This is a genomic window from Lentzea alba, from assembly GCF_047445655.1.
In the GTDB taxonomy this organism is placed as follows: domain Bacteria; phylum Actinomycetota; class Actinomycetes; order Mycobacteriales; family Pseudonocardiaceae; genus Lentzea; species Lentzea alba_A.
The window spans coordinates 43931-57321 of record NZ_JAJAEG010000030.1 but is presented as its reverse complement, the minus strand read 5'-3'; the positions used below and the strand labels follow the sequence as shown (position 1 = coordinate 57321).

Here is a 13391-nt window from a genome sequence, read left to right as displayed (position 1 = left end):
CCTAGAGTAGGTCTGTGCATACGGTGTCCGTGCTCAGCCTCAAGGGAGGCGTCGGCAAGACGACGGTGGTGCTCGGCCTCGCCTCGGCCGCTCTCCGTCGTGGCGTTCGCACGCTGGTGATCGATCTTGATCCGCAGTGCAACGCCACGTCGACGCTGGAGCCCGAGGAGTCCAAGGCGAGCATCTACGACGTCCTGCAGGACCCGTCTGAGGAGAACCTGGAGCAGGCGATCCGCCCGAGCAGGTGGGGCGACGGCATCGACGTGCTGTCCGGGTCGGAGGACGCCGAGCTGCTCAACCACCCCGATCCGAACGAGTCGCGGCTGCACCGGCTGAAAGACGCGCTGCGGACGTTGCGGGACATGTACGACGAGTTCCCGTACCACCTCGTGCTGCTGGACTGCCCGCCCTCACTGGGCCAGCTCACCCGGTCCGCGCTGGTCGCGGCGGACCGCGCGCTGCTGGTCACGGAGCCGACGATGTTCGCGGTGGCGGGCGTGCAGCGGGCGTTCGAGGCGGTGCAGAACGAGCGGGAGATCAACAACGCCGACCTGCAGCCCTTGGGCGTCGTGGTGAACCGCGTGCGGCCGCGCTCGCACGAGCACCAGTTCCGCATCGAGGAGCTGCGCGACATCTTCGGTCCGCTGGTGATGCCGGTGGCGCTGCCGGACCGGCTCGCGGTGCAGCAGGCCCAGGGCGCGTGCATGCCGATCCACGAGTGGGGCACGCCGGGCGCGCGCGAGGTGGCGCTGGCGTTCAACCTGCTGCTCGCCCGCATCCAGCGCATCTCCCGCAGTCGCCGCCGCGCGGTGCACCACGACTTCGACGACGACGAGATCCAAGAGGCGGTGGATGCCTGAGGGCGACACCGTCTTCCTGGCCGGCCAGCGGATGCACGAGGCGCTGGCCGGGAAGAAGCTGCTCCGCGGCGAACTGAGGCACCCCCGACTGTCCACATTGGAGCTCAAAGGCCTGGACGTGCTGGGCGTGCGCACGTACGGCAAGCGCATGTTCACCCGGTTCTCCGACGGCAACAGCCTGCACAGCCACTTCCGGATGGACGGCGCGTGGCACCTCTACCGGCCCGGCGAGCGCTGGCGACGCCCGGCGCACCAGGCCCGTGCGGTGTTCGAGGTGGACGACCGGCAGGCCATCGGATTCGCGTTGCACGACATGGAGTTCCTGCCGACCTCCCGCGAAGATGAGCTCATTTCGCATCTCGGACCTGATCTTCTCTCACCGGAGTTCGACGCCGCTGAGGCCGTTCGGCGGTTGACCGCCGACGATTCACGTCCGATCGGTTCCGCATTGTTGGATCAACGGATCATGGCCGGCGTCGGAAATCTCTACCGCGCGGAAGTGTGTTTCCTGTTGGGGGTTCTGCCGACGGCACCTGTGTCATCTGTGGACGCCTCACGTGCGGTTGCTTTGTCGCGCAAGCTGTTGCAGGCGAACCAGTGGCGGCCCGAACAGATCACGACGGGCGACCGCCGCGTCCAGCACTACGTTTTCGAACGCACCGGCAAACCCTGTTTGCGTTGCGGCACAAGGGTCCGATCGGGCGAGTTCGAGACGAGATTCGTGTACTTCTGCCCAAAATGCCAGTCCGGTTGAACCGGAGCGGTCTCCTGCCCGTGTCCCTCGACATGGCGGTAAATCTGGATGCGCTGCGCCCCGGCTTCACCGACGACCCGTATTCGGTGCTGAAGAGCCTGCGCGACGCAGGTCCCGTGCACCGGGTCGAGACCCTCGGCGTACCGATGTGGCTCGTGACCCGATACCCCGACGTGCGCGCCGCGTTGGACAACCCGCTGCTGTCCTCGAAGGGGACCGCGCTCGCCGAACCTCTGCGCGGCCATCCGCACTTCGCGTCCTGGTGGTTCGGCGACCTGTCCGACCACATGATGACCAGCGACGCCCCCGACCACACCCGCCTGCGCCGCGCCGTGTCCAGCGAGCTGACGCCACGCCGCATCGCCGCCTTGCGCCCGCGGATCGAGCAGCTCGCCGCGTCGTTGGCCGCCGAGTTCGCCGAGTCCGGCAGCTGCGACCTGATCGCGGACTTCGCGGCGCCGCTGCCCATCACCGTGATCATGGAGCTGCTCGGCGTACCGGCCGTCGACCAGGAGAACTTCCGGTACTGGGCCGACGTGGTCACCGGGCTGACCGACGGCGACGCGACCTCGGCGCGTGAGGAGACCTCCGGCTACCTGCGCGACCTCGTGGCGCACAAGCGGACCTCCGGCGACGACGACCTGATCGGAGCCCTGGCTCGTGCCACCGGCGAGGCCGCGCTGACCGACAGCGAGCTCGCGTCGCTGGCGTTCCTGCTGCTCGTCGCCGGTTACACGACCGCCGTCGACCTCGTGGGCAACGGCACGCTGGCGTTGCTGCGCCACCCCGAACAGCTGGAGCTGCTGCAGCGCTCGTCGTCGCTGCTGCCGGGCGCGATCGAGGAGTTCCTGCGCTTCGACGGCCCGACCTCGCACCTGCTGCGCTTCGCCGCGCAGCCGGTGACCATCGGCGGCGTGCAGATCCCGGCCGGCGACGTCGTGCTGCTGTCGCTGGCCTCGGCCGAACACGACAGCAACCGGTACCCGCGGGCGGACCAGCTCAACATCGAACGGGCGGACCGCCAGCACCTGGCGTTCGGCCACGGCATGCACTTCTGCCTCGGCGCGCCGCTGGCCAGGCTGGAGGGCGAGGTGGCGTTCCGGACGCTGCTGTCGCGCTGCGCCGGGCTGGCGCTGGACGCCACCAAGTCTCCGATCTGGCGGGTGTCGCTGGGCAGCCGAGGGTTGCGGACGTTGCCGGTGACGTTCCGGACCAAGCCGACGATGCCGCTGGACGAGCAGGCGACGATCAAGGTGCCGAAGCCCAGCTAGCGCAGCTCGAACACGCCGGCGGCCTGGAGCACCCGCGCCCTCCTGGCGGCGTCGCCCAAGGTGTCATCGGTCCAGAACTCGTCGTCGGCGGTCAGGCGCTCGATGGCGTCGACCTTCGAGTTGCCCACGGCGACGCACACGGCCAATGCCACCTCGTAGTGCCGATGCTTCTCCACGGCCAGCGCGACGAACACCTCTTCCGGCGTTGTACCGTCCGTGAGCAGGGCACGGGCTGCTTCGACAAGATCCCCCATGCCCTCTATGACGCCCCCAGGCGTAACGGCGTTGCTGGAAGTCGGCAACCATTAGCGTGAGTCAGCCGATGACAGCCCCACGACACCCACCACCACCACCATCTCCAACCCGCGCGGCGCGCGCGTTCGAGGAGATCTACGAGTCTGAGTTCGACGTGGTGATGGCCTACTTCGCCCGCCGCACCGCCGACCCGCAGACCGCCGCGGACCTCACCGCGGACACGTTCGTCGCCGCCATCACGTCGTTCGGCACCTTCGACCCGTCCCGCGGCACCGCCCGCGGCTGGGTGCTCGGCATCGCTCGACGGGTGTTCGCACAGCACTGCGAGGCCGTCACGCGCGGCCGTGACGTGGTGGCGCGGATCCACGGCCACCGCACGCTCGACACCGACGAGATCACCGACCTGGTCACGCGCATCGACGCGGAACGGGCGGGCCGTGAGCTGATCGCGGCGATGACGGTGTTGTCCGACGTCGACCGCGAGGTGATCGAACTGGTCGATCTGGTCGGCATGACACCGAAAGACGCGGCGATTGCGCTGGGCATGTCGTCCGGCGCGCTGCGGATCAGGCTTTTCCGGGCGCGCGGCAAGGTCCGCGACCTGGCTGTGGGAGGGGGAGACCGATGAGCTTCAAGGACAACCTGCTGGACGACCTGATGCGCGAGCACGGGCACTCGCTGGAGGACGTGCCGCAGCAGCGCCGGCGCAACGTGAGGCCGCTGCTGGCGGCGGCCGGAGCGCTCGCCATCGCCGGAGCGGCCACGGTGGCGATCACCGCGAACACCGGGCAGGAGGCGTGGGCGGTCACCAAGAACGCCGACGGCAGCGTCACGTTGACCATCCGGGACATCAAAGGGGTCGACGCGGCCAACGCCAAGCTGCGCGAGTACGGCATCGGCGCGAAGGCAGTGCCGATGTCGCGTGACTGCGCTCCTCTCGACGAGAGCAAGATGGATCTCCTCGACGACTACAAGCTGCCGCGCATCACCGAGGACGGCAAGGTGACGATGTTCCCCGGCGACGTCCCGGCCGGGTACAAGATCCTGCTGGGCATCTCGACCATGCCGAACCGCGGGACCGGGCTCGGGTTCACCGGGCCGCACCGCGACCCTGCGCCGGACTGCCTGGCCGAGGTCGGGAACTAGAGAGTGCCGCGCGCCCACCCTGAGCTGGCGTTATAGGGTGGGCGCGTGGTTTACAAGCAGGTGGTTCGCAGGGCGTTGTTCAACATGCACGGCGGCGACGCGGAGCGGGTCCACGAGACCACGCTCAACGTCATGGCGCGCCTCAGCCCGTTGGCGAAGTTCGCGCGCAACCAGAACAACCCGCGCACCGTGTTCGGGGTCCGCTTCCCCAACCCCGTCGGGCTCGCGGCCGGGCTGGACAAGGACGGCCGCGCGCTGCCCGCCTGGGCCGCGCTCGGGTTCGGGTTCGTCGAGGTCGGCACCGTCACCTGGCACGCGCAGCCGGGCAACCCCAAGCCGCGGCTGTTCCGCCTCCGCGAGGACGAGGCGATCATCAACCGGATGGGCTTCAACAACGCCGGAGCTCAGGCGCTGGCGGCCAAGCTCGACCAGACCACGCTCAAGGCGCCGCTGGGCATCAGCCTCGGCAAGTCCAAGATCACGCCGGTCGAGGACGCCGTGCAGGACTACCTGAACTCGCTCGACGCGTTGAAGAACCACGGCGACTACTACGCGATCAACGTCAGCTCGCCGAACACGCCCGGTCTGCGCAGCCTGCAGGACAAGGGCGCGCTCACCGAGCTCGTGCAGGCCCTCACCGCGGCCACGGACAAGCCGATGCTCGTCAAGATCGCGCCGGACCTCACCGACGACGCGATCGAAGAGGTCATCCAGGTGTGCCTGGACAACGGCATCAAGGGCCTCATCGCCACGAACACCACTCTCAGCCGTGAGGGCCTCACGAGCGCGCACCGCACCGAAACCGGCGGACTCAGCGGCCGGCCGCTCACTCAGCGCGCCAACGACGTCGTCCGGTTCATCACCAAGAACAGCGAGCTGCCGGTCATCGGGGTCGGAGGCATCGCGACCGCGGACGACGCCAAGCGCATGATCGACGCCGGCGCGAGCCTCGTGCAGATCTACACCGGGTTCATCTACGAGGGGCCGGGGCTCGTCTCCCGGATCAACCGGGCACTGAGGTGAGCGTGCGCTCGACGTGTTCCCAGCGGCCGGCCGGACGGTAGCCGCGCAGCACGGTGAACAGCGAGCGCAGCACAGCCACGAGATCGACGAACACGATCACCATCAGCAGCGGATAGGCCAACGGGGCCAACGCCAGCAACCGCAGCTTCGCACGCCACGGTTCGGTCAGATCTCCAACGACCGTGAACACCGCGACACCGGTGTAGACGGCGCACAGCAAGAGGATGCCGGTGAACCAGCCGGTCTGGAACGTGGCGCTGACGACGACGTACACGAACAACGGCTCGAACAGCACGAGCACCTCCCCTGCGGCCGTGTACGGCAGGTGCAGCCACGAGAGAAGGCGCGAGCAAGAGTTGCCGAAGAAGAGCGAGCGGTGTTTGTAGAACGCCTGCAAGCGGCCGAACTTCCACCGGAAGCGTTGGCGGAGCAGGCCGGACAGTGACGGCACGGCCTGGGTGTACGCGATGGCGTCGGCGGCGAAGATGATGCGCCAGTCGTAGTTGCCGCGCACGGACAGGATCTTCATGGAGAAGTCGATGTCCTCGGTCATCGTGTCGGTGTCGAAGTAGCCGCACGCGCGCACGATCGAGGTGCGGAACATCGAGCCGACGCCGCCGATCACGTACTCGCAGTTGAACACCGTGTAGCCCTGCTTCAGCCGGTGCACCACCGCGTACTCCAGGCGCTGCACCCACCCCAGCACGCCACGCGGTGCAGCGATCTTCACGTTCGCCGCGGCGGCGAGCACGAGCGGATCAGCGAAGTGCGCGACCATCCGCGAGACAGCGGAGGCGGACAACGTCGAGTCCGCGTCGAGCACCATCACCAGGCCGTCGCCGACGAGACGCATACCGGTGTTGATCGCCGCCGCCTTGCCCGCATTCGGTTGCGACACAACCTGAACGCGCGAGCCGAAGCCGCGCAACGACGCCACCGTGCCGTCCGTGGAACCGTCGTCGACGACGATCACCGAGACATCGGGGTAGTCACTGTCCAAAACAGACTGAACTGCGCGAGCGGCGCACAGCTCCTCGTTGTACGCCGGAATGACGACCCAAACCGTTGGCGCGTAAGGCAACGGGCGCCAGCGGTGCAATGACAGGTCGTAGAGGTCGGCCGCCACCAGAACGACGCACACCCGCACGACACCGATCATCGCGAGCGGCACCATCAGCCACGCGAGCGACGTCATCGGCGGTGGCGCAGCAGGAGAATGCGGGACGCGAGAAGACTGCCCGCGATGATGGCGCAGGCCAGGAACAACACCACGTAGTACGCGGCGACCATGACGGAACTCCCTCCGTGGACCGGAACTGGGATCGGTCCGAAGTGGAGGGACGAAAACCACACAATGGTGTAACGACTAGTTACGCCGTGCAGCCCGCAGCCAGCGCATCACCGGATGCAGGATCACGACGAGGAGTGAACCCCAGACCATGCCGCCCATCGACAGGTCGCCGATCTCGATGGTCAGGTCACCGACGCCGGCCACCAGCGCGGCGCCACCGACCAACGCGTTCGCCGGGTTCGTCAGGTCGACGCCGCGGTCCATCCAGATGCGGACGCCGATCAGCACGATCAGGCCGTAGAGCACCAGCGTGCAGCCGCCCAGCACGCCGTTGGGGATGGTGCCGAACAGCGCGATGGCCTTCGGGGAGAACGCCAGCGCTGCTGCGAACACGCCCGCGAACGCGAACGCCGCCGTCGTGTAGACGCGAGTCACGGCCATGACGCCGATGTTCTCGGAGTACGTCGTCGTCCCGACGCCACCACCAAGACCCGACAACGCGGTGGACAGGCCGTTGGCGATGATCGCATCACCCGCGCTGCCGTCCAGGTTGCGGCCGGTCAGCGCCGCGACGGCCTTCACATGGCCCACGACCTCGGCCACCAGCACGATCACCACCGGCAGCATCAGCAGCACGACGGACGGTCGCAGCTCCGGCTGGTGCAGCTGCGGCACACCCACCCACGCCGCCTCGCGCAGCGCGGTGATCTTCTCCGACGGCACGGCGCCGAACGCCAGGCCGCCCATCCAGACCGCCATGAAGCCCAGCAGGATCGAGAACCGGAACAGCAGGCCGCGACCCAGCACACCGGCCAGCAGGATCACCACGGTCGTGACAGCGGCCAGCACGGGCTGCTTGGCGAAGTTCGAGGTGGCCTGGTGCGAGAGGTTCAGGCCGATGATGATCACGACGGCGCCGCTGACGACCGGCGGCATGACCGACTCCAGCAGCCGCACGCCCAGCGCCTTGACCGCGATGCCCACGACGATCACCAGGAGACCCGCGGCGACGACGCCACCGAGCTGGGCGGCGATGCCCTGTTCGCGGGCGGCCACGAGAGGCGCCACGAAGGCGAAAGAGGAGCCGAGGTAGCTCGGGACCCGGTTCTTGGTGATCACCAGGAACAGCAGTGTGCCCAGACCGGAGAACAACAACGTGGTGGCGACGGGGAGCCCGGTGGCGGTGGGCACGAGCACGGTCGCGCCGAACATGGCGACCAGGTGCTGCACTCCGAACCCGATGGTGAGCGGCCAGCTCACCCGCTCCTGCGGTGCGACGGTTTCACTGTCGGTGATCCGACCGTCCCCGTGCACGGTCCACAACGCCAACGCACTGCCTCCCGGCAACCCAGCCGGACTTCCCGCAGACCGGCCCCGGAATCCTGCCACGCCATGTAGTGACTACGGCTAGATAACGGTCTGATAATCACACGATTGCCGTAAAGATCTCCAGGGGGAACCGTCGAATAGCGGTACGCGACTACGCAGCGTCACAGTCAGTACGCTGAATAGCCTGAGACATCTCGCATCGCAGACGCGAGACCGGCCAGGTGGTCGGTGGCGTCGTCCAGCACCGAACGCGGGTCCTGGAACTGCGTGCTCGCCGCCAGCGCCTTCCCGGCTTCGGCCACCAGCGCACAGTAGCGGTCCACGCCGTCCGCCAGTTGGATCCTGAGCACCCGCACGCCCTCGACCAACGGCGCACGCTCCAGATGCGGCGCATTGTCCCGTGCGCGTTCCACGGCCTGGAGCTGCGCGGACACCGCGCGGATGGCCGAGGAGGCCTCCTGGGCGGTCTGCCGGGCGTGCTGGACGGACTCGGTCGGCATCGACGTGAGCGCGGGCGAGTCGAGCTGGACGAGGAGCTGGTTCATCGCGTCCTCGGCGCTGTGCAGCTTCTCCATCGGGACGCGCGCGGCGGAGATGTGTGCGGGCAGCGGCGGCCGGGGCGGTGGCGGCGGGGCCAGCTCCAGCCGTTGCCTCGCGGCGCTGAGCTCACGCAGCTTGAACCCGCTGCGGACGGCGAGCAGGCCGGGCAGCGCCGCACCGATCGTGCCGGAGACAGTCGCCCACGTGCCGAGGACGCCGGTGAAGCCGAAGACGGCGAGCGTGCCGAAGATCGTGATCAACGCCAGCCAGAACGTCAGCACGGCGTTCGTGCGCTTGCGCTTGCGCTCCAGCTTCGCGCGGGGGTCGTTCCACTTCTGCAGGCGGTACCGCGCCTGTTCGGCCAGCGGGTGGCCCTGGAGCGACGCACCCAACTCGTTGACGACCTTGCGGACGATCTCGTTGTTGGGACGGTTTCTCCAGGGCTCCATGATCACCTGCTGACTCCTCCTGCCCCGCTCAGTTCTGAGCCGGCGGGACCTGCTGCTGCGTGGTCTTCTGCTCCTGCTGGACGCGCTGCGCGATCTCGGCCTGGATCTGCGCGGCGGCGCTGTTGCCCGCGGTGACCTGCGGCGGCGTGGCTGCCTGGCCACCGTGCATGGACGCGCGGATCTGCTCCAGGCGCGACGAACCCGCGAGCTGCGTGGTCGAGGCCTGCACCTCGAGCATGCGGCCCTGAACCGAGTTCTGGGCGAGCTCGGCGGATCCGAGCGCGGTCGAGTAGCGCTTCTCGATCTTGTCGCGAACCTCTTCCAACGACGGTACGTTGCCCGGCGCGGCGAGCTCGCTCATCTGGTTCAACGACGCGGAGACCTGCTCCTGCATCTTGGCCTGCTCCAGCTGGCTGAGGAGCTTGGTGCGCTCGGCCAGCTTCTGCTGCAGCATCATCGAGTTGCGCTCGACCGCCTGCTTGGCCTGTGCCGCGGCCTGCAGCGACTGGTCGTGCAGCGTCTTGAGGTCCTCGATGCCCTGCTCGGCGGTGACGAGCTGGGTGGCGAAGCCCTGCGCGGCGTTCTCGAACTGGGTCGCCTTCTGCTCGTCGCCCTTCGAGCGCGCCTCGTCCGCGAGCACGAGCGCCTGACGTGCGGAGGCCTGCAGCTTCTCCACGTCGCCCAGCTGGCGGTTCAGCTTCATCTCCAGCTGCCGCTGGTTGCCGATCACGGCCGCGGCCTGCTGAGAGAGCGCCTGGTGCTGACGCTGCGCCTCCTCGATGGCCTGCTGGATCTGCACCTTCGGGTCAGCGTGCTCGTCGATCTTGGACGAGAACGCCGCCATGAGGTACTTCCAGAACTTCACGAACGGACTGGCCATCTCCTACGCCTGCCTTCTCGGTGCCGGTGTTGGATCCATCGTCTCAATTGTGCGTCGGCGTATCCACCGACACGGGGAGATATCCGGGTTGACCCTGACCTACCCCGGGACTTTGGAATACACGCCTAACGGCGTCCAATCCTGCCCGCACCCGCGTCCCGGGACGCGGTGACCCAGCGTGCTGTGGCCAACCCGTTGCCTGGCGTTCAGCGTGCTGCCGTCGTTGCCAGTTGAACGTGCGAAGGCCCGCTCTTGTTGCACACCGTCACGTGGCGGGGGCCACAGGCGGTCTCAGGGGGTTCTCAGCTCGCCCGAATGCCAGCGACCCCGTTCGCCACGAGGCGAACGGGGTCGAGAACGACAGTGGGATCACGCAGCCACAACAGCCTTGGGCGGCTCGCCGATCTTGCTCGTGAGCCGGTGACTGAGCATCGGCTGCAGGCGCAGGTCGGACAGGTCGTCCGAGAGCGTGGACGGCAGCACGCGGCCACCCTCGAGCTTGCCGCGCTCCGAACGACCGTCGGGAACGGTGTCCGGCACCGTGTCCGGCGTCTGCGAGACGGCGCCGATGTCGGAGGCGACGTGGTGCAGCAACTCGGAAAGCGGCAGTTCTAACGCGTCACAAATGGCCGCGAGGAGCTCGCTGGACGCCTCTTTGCGGCCGCGCTCCACCTCGGACAGGTACCCCAGGCTCACGCGGGCGGTCCGAGAGACCTCGCGCAGCGTGCGGCGTTGGTTGGTGCGGGCATGGCGAAGTCGATCACCGATCGCCTCGCGTAGCAGCACGGTCATCGCGCGCCTCCTTCCGGCCGGCCGTGTCCCTACGTTACCGATCGACACCGACAACGGGCAGTGACTTCCGAACACGTCCGCCAAGGGCGAACGAACGCGGAGTCATCGTTTGTTCCCGTCCACGGTCATCAGCAGGTATTCCGACAGCAGGACCAGCGCTTTTTCCACGGCTGTGAAACGCACCGCTTTCCGGTCGCCACTCACCGTGATGCTCCGCACTGTGGACACTCCAGGCCCGCTCAAGCCGATGTGGACCGTGCCTGGAGCAACTCCGTCTTGCGGATCAGGGCCTGCGACCCCGGTCAGTCCGATCCCCCAGTCCGATTTGCACCGGTTCCGGGCTCCCTCGGCCAGTTGGATCGCAACGTCGGGGTGCACGGCGCCGTGCTCGTCGAGCAACTGCTGATCCACGCCCGCGAGCTCGTGCTTGAGCTCGGTCGCGTAGACGATCAACCCACCGCGGACCACGGCACTCGCCCCCGGTGTGTCGACGATCGTCGCGCACAGCAGACCCGCGGTCAGCGACTCGGCCGTGGCGACGGTTTGATGCCTCGCTTTGAGCAGCTCGACGACGTTGGTCATGCGACGGCGCGACCTGCCCTTGCCTTCAACTTGAACGCACGGATGACGTAGTCGATTCCCGTGACGACCGTGAGGATCAGCGCGACGGCCATGATCACCCACGCGATGATCTCCAGCACGTCGTTCTGCGGGAGCACGAACAGGCCGATGGCGATGATCTGGGCCATCGTCTTGGCCTTGCCGCCGCGGCTGGCCGGGATCACGCCGTAGCGGATCACCCAGAACCGCAGCAGCGTCACGCCCACCTCGCGCACGGCGATGACGATCGTGATCCACCACGGCAGCACGTCGAGGATGCTCAGCCCGACCAGCGCGGACCCGGTCAGCGCCTTGTCCGCGATCGGGTCGGCGATCTTGCCGAAGTCGGTGATCAGCCCGTGCTTGCGGGCCAGCGTGCCGTCGATGTGGTCGGTGAAGCTCGCGACGGCGAAGATCCCGAACGCGATGAGGCGCCAGGTGGTGTCGAAACCGCCTGCTTCGAACAGGGAGAACAGGAAGACCGGAACCAGTGCCAGGCGCGCCATCGTGAGGATGTTGGCGACGTTGAGCAGCGGGACCTTCCTGGCCTCTGTCATGTCGGGAGCACCTCGACGATCAGGTCGACACCCTCGGAGTCGACCACCCGGCACCGCACGAAGTCGCCGCGCTTGAGGCCCTCGGCCTCGAGCACGATGCACTCGCCGTCGACCTCGGGAGCCTGGTGCTCGGCCCGGCCGACGCAGTCGCTCTCGTCGTCCTCCTCGTGCTCGATGAGCACGACCACCTCGCTGCCGACCCGGTCCTCGGCGCGCTGGCTGGTCAGCTCCTCGACGAGGTTGCCGATGCGCTGCACCCGCTCCGCGATGGTGTCCGCGTCGAGCTTGCCGTCGAGGTCCTCGGCCTCCGTGCCGTCCTCGTCGGAGTACCCGAAGATGCCGACCGCGTCGAGCCGCGCCTCGGTGAGGAACCGCTCCAGCTCCTGCAGGTCCTCCTCGGTCTCGCCGGGGAAGCCCACGATGAAGTTGCTGCGGATGCCGGCCTCGGGAGCGTGCTCGCGGATCTGCCACACGAGCTTGAGGAAGCTGTCGGTGTCACCGAACCGGCGCATGCGGCGCAGCACGTTCTCGCTGGAGTGCTGGAACGACATGTCGAAGTAGTTCGCGACCTTCTCGGTCTTCGCGATGGCGGCGACGAGGCTGGGCTTGGTCTCGGCCGGCTGCAGGTAGCTGACCCTGACCCGTTCGACGCCGGGAATGCTCGCGAGGCGCGGCAGCAGCTGCTCCAGCGCACCCTGCTCACGCGGCAGGTCCTTGCCGTAACTGGTGCTGTTCTCGCTGACGAGGAACAGCTCCTTGACGCCGTTCTCGGCGAGCCACATCGCCTCGGACACGATCTCGTCCGGGTGCCGCGACACGAACGCGCCGCGGAAGCTCGGGATGGCGCAGAAGCTGCACCGGCGGTCGCAGCCGGACGCGATCTTCAACGGCGCCACGGGGGCGTCGTCGAGCCGCTTGCGCTGGACCTTGCCGGGGCCCCAGGCGTGACCGGGCACCTGCACGTCGGCCACGGCCTCCTGGCGCTTCACCGGCGTGATCGGCAGCAGCGTGCGCCGGTCCACCGGCACGTGCGACTCGATCTGCTTGCCGTGCAGCACGTCGTTGAGGCGCTCGGCCAGGTCGTTGTACTGGTCGAACCCGAGCACGGCCGCCGCCTCGGGCAGGCTGTCCGCGAGCTCCTTGCCGTACCGCTCGGCCATGCACCCGACCGCGACGACCTTGGCGCCGGTGTCGGACGCCGCCAGCAGCGTGTCGACGGAGTCCTTCTTGGCCTGCTCGACAAAGCCGCAAGTGTTGACGACGACGACGTCCGCGTCCTCGTCCACCAGCTCCCAGCCGCCCTCGCCGAGGCGCCCGGCGAGCTCTTCGGAGTCGACCTCGTTGCGGGCGCAGCCCAGGGTCAGCAGCGACACGCGTCGCGGAGTGGTGGGAGAAGACACGGCGCTCAGCGTAACCGCCCCAGGTCCCGAGGCAGGAATCGCGCTGCCGGGGTTCGCACAGCGAACAGCAACGGGGCCGCTCACACGACATTCGTCAGGACGTAGGCCAGCACCACAGGACGAGGCGACCATAACTCCTCTGAAGCCGCTCCTACCTCATTGGTCGGTCGGCGCGCAGATCTAGCCGTTCGTCGGAGGAGACGCACTCGCCGCTGGGCGATGCAGTCCTGCTCCCACGCCATGA

15 protein-coding genes are annotated in these 13391 nt (G+C 68.1%); 6 read left to right on the top strand and 9 right to left on the bottom strand.

Annotation, left to right across the window (positions count from 1 at the left end; all coding sequences use genetic code 11):
* The first annotated feature begins 14 nt into the window (after positions 1 to 14).
* The 3 genes from LFM09_RS38300 to LFM09_RS38290 are packed head-to-tail and all read left to right on the top strand — an operon-like array spanning position 15 to position 2885.
* Complete coding sequence (locus LFM09_RS38300; protein ID WP_414101518.1) at positions 15 to 860, top strand: ParA family protein; 846 nt, start codon at positions 15 to 17, stop codon at positions 858 to 860.
* Positions 853 to 1614 carry an Fpg/Nei family DNA glycosylase gene (locus LFM09_RS38295; RefSeq protein ID WP_414101517.1) on the top strand — a complete coding sequence of 254 codons (762 nt, stop codon included), beginning with the start codon at positions 853 to 855 and terminating at the stop codon, positions 1612 to 1614. Before LFM09_RS38300 ends, LFM09_RS38295 begins: the two co-directional genes overlap by 8 nt.
* Positions 1615 to 1634: 20 nt before the next feature.
* Positions 1635 to 2885, top strand: a complete 1251-nt coding sequence (locus LFM09_RS38290) for a cytochrome P450 family protein (RefSeq protein ID WP_414101516.1) — start codon at positions 1635 to 1637, stop codon at positions 2883 to 2885.
* On the opposite strand, the gene LFM09_RS38285 is transcribed toward LFM09_RS38290, so the two are convergent.
* The gene (locus LFM09_RS38285) at positions 2882 to 3139 is read right to left on the bottom strand and encodes a hypothetical protein (RefSeq protein ID WP_414101515.1); all 258 of its coding nucleotides are present in this window, start codon (positions 3137 to 3139) and stop codon (positions 2882 to 2884) included. The genes LFM09_RS38290 and LFM09_RS38285 overlap by 4 nt on opposite strands.
* A gap of 68 nt (positions 3140 to 3207) precedes the next feature.
* On the opposite strand from LFM09_RS38285, the gene LFM09_RS38280 reads away from it, so the two are divergent.
* From LFM09_RS38280 to LFM09_RS38270, 3 genes are read left to right on the top strand one after another with little or no spacing between them, the layout of a single operon-like run.
* Positions 3208 to 3768 (top strand): RNA polymerase sigma factor, encoded by a 561-nt coding sequence (locus LFM09_RS38280; protein WP_414101514.1) that lies wholly within the window; start codon positions 3208 to 3210, stop codon positions 3766 to 3768.
* Complete coding sequence (locus LFM09_RS38275; RefSeq protein WP_414101513.1) at positions 3765 to 4286, top strand: hypothetical protein; 522 nt, start codon at positions 3765 to 3767, stop codon at positions 4284 to 4286. Before LFM09_RS38280 ends, LFM09_RS38275 begins: the two co-directional genes overlap by 4 nt.
* A 45-nt stretch (positions 4287 to 4331) precedes the next feature.
* A complete protein-coding gene (locus tag LFM09_RS38270) occupies positions 4332 to 5309 on the top strand; it encodes a quinone-dependent dihydroorotate dehydrogenase (RefSeq protein ID WP_414101512.1) in 978 nt (325 codons plus the stop codon).
* Here LFM09_RS38270 and LFM09_RS38265 read toward each other — a convergent pair.
* From LFM09_RS38265 to rimO, 8 genes are all read right to left on the bottom strand, one after another.
* Positions 5290 to 6504: a glycosyltransferase gene (locus tag LFM09_RS38265; protein ID WP_414101511.1), complete on the bottom strand. Its 1215-nt coding sequence runs from the start codon at positions 6502 to 6504 to the stop codon at positions 5290 to 5292. The genes LFM09_RS38270 and LFM09_RS38265 overlap by 20 nt on opposite strands.
* 171 nt (positions 6505 to 6675) lie before the next feature.
* Positions 6676 to 7914 (bottom strand): uracil-xanthine permease family protein, encoded by a 1239-nt coding sequence (locus LFM09_RS38260; protein ID WP_414101510.1) that lies wholly within the window; start codon positions 7912 to 7914, stop codon positions 6676 to 6678.
* Between the two features lie 182 nt (positions 7915 to 8096).
* A complete protein-coding gene (gene pspM, locus LFM09_RS38255; RefSeq protein ID WP_414101509.1) occupies positions 8097 to 8918 on the bottom strand; it encodes a phage shock envelope stress response protein PspM in 822 nt (273 codons plus the stop codon).
* Between the two features lie 28 nt (positions 8919 to 8946).
* A complete protein-coding gene (locus LFM09_RS38250) occupies positions 8947 to 9798 on the bottom strand; it encodes a PspA/IM30 family protein (protein WP_414101508.1) in 852 nt (283 codons plus the stop codon).
* Between the two features lie 369 nt (positions 9799 to 10167).
* Positions 10168 to 10590: a helix-turn-helix domain-containing protein gene (locus LFM09_RS38245; protein WP_414101507.1), complete on the bottom strand. Its 423-nt coding sequence runs from the start codon at positions 10588 to 10590 to the stop codon at positions 10168 to 10170.
* Positions 10591 to 10692: 102 nt separating this feature from the next.
* On the bottom strand, positions 10693 to 11172 hold the full coding sequence (locus LFM09_RS38240) for a CinA family protein (protein ID WP_414101506.1): 480 nt from the start codon (positions 11170 to 11172) through the stop codon (positions 10693 to 10695).
* On the bottom strand, positions 11169 to 11747 hold the full coding sequence (gene pgsA, locus LFM09_RS38235; protein ID WP_414101505.1) for a CDP-diacylglycerol--glycerol-3-phosphate 3-phosphatidyltransferase: 579 nt from the start codon (positions 11745 to 11747) through the stop codon (positions 11169 to 11171). Before pgsA ends, LFM09_RS38240 begins: the two co-directional genes overlap by 4 nt.
* Positions 11744 to 13147: a 30S ribosomal protein S12 methylthiotransferase RimO gene (gene rimO, locus LFM09_RS38230; protein WP_414101504.1), complete on the bottom strand. Its 1404-nt coding sequence runs from the start codon at positions 13145 to 13147 to the stop codon at positions 11744 to 11746. Before rimO ends, pgsA begins: the two co-directional genes overlap by 4 nt.
* Positions 13148 to 13391: the final 244 nt, after the last annotated feature.